At 72.7% G+C, this 253-nt stretch carries 1 pseudogene; it reads right to left on the bottom strand.

Annotated elements, in window-relative coordinates:
- Positions 1-92: 92 nt before the first annotated feature.
- Positions 93-253: pseudogene (locus tag KVT39_RS37065) on the bottom strand (alpha/beta hydrolase); the annotation flags it as partial.

Genomic DNA, 253 nt, shown 5'->3' with positions numbered 1-253 from the left:
AGCGGCGCGCAGTCGTGCGGTCGATCGCCCCACCGGCGGGAGCCCGTGCGCGACGCGAGCCGCCGGCCGTTCCGCCGGCGCCCGCGTACCGGCTAGCGCCACGCGGCGACGATGATGCGCTTCAGCACATGCAGCTTGCGATGGAGGAAATGCTCGGCACCGGGGATCACGACGACCGGCAGCTCCTGCGGCCGCGCCCAGTCGTACACCCACGCGATCGGCACCGTGTCGTCGGGTTCGCCGTGGATCACGA

Source organism: Burkholderia sp. GbtcB21 (assembly GCF_019091065.1).
GTDB classification, from domain to species: Bacteria; Pseudomonadota; Gammaproteobacteria; order Burkholderiales; family Burkholderiaceae; genus Burkholderia; species Burkholderia pyrrocinia_C.
The sequence above is the reverse complement of the archived record's forward strand: the minus strand, read 5'-3'. Positions and strand labels throughout refer to the sequence as shown.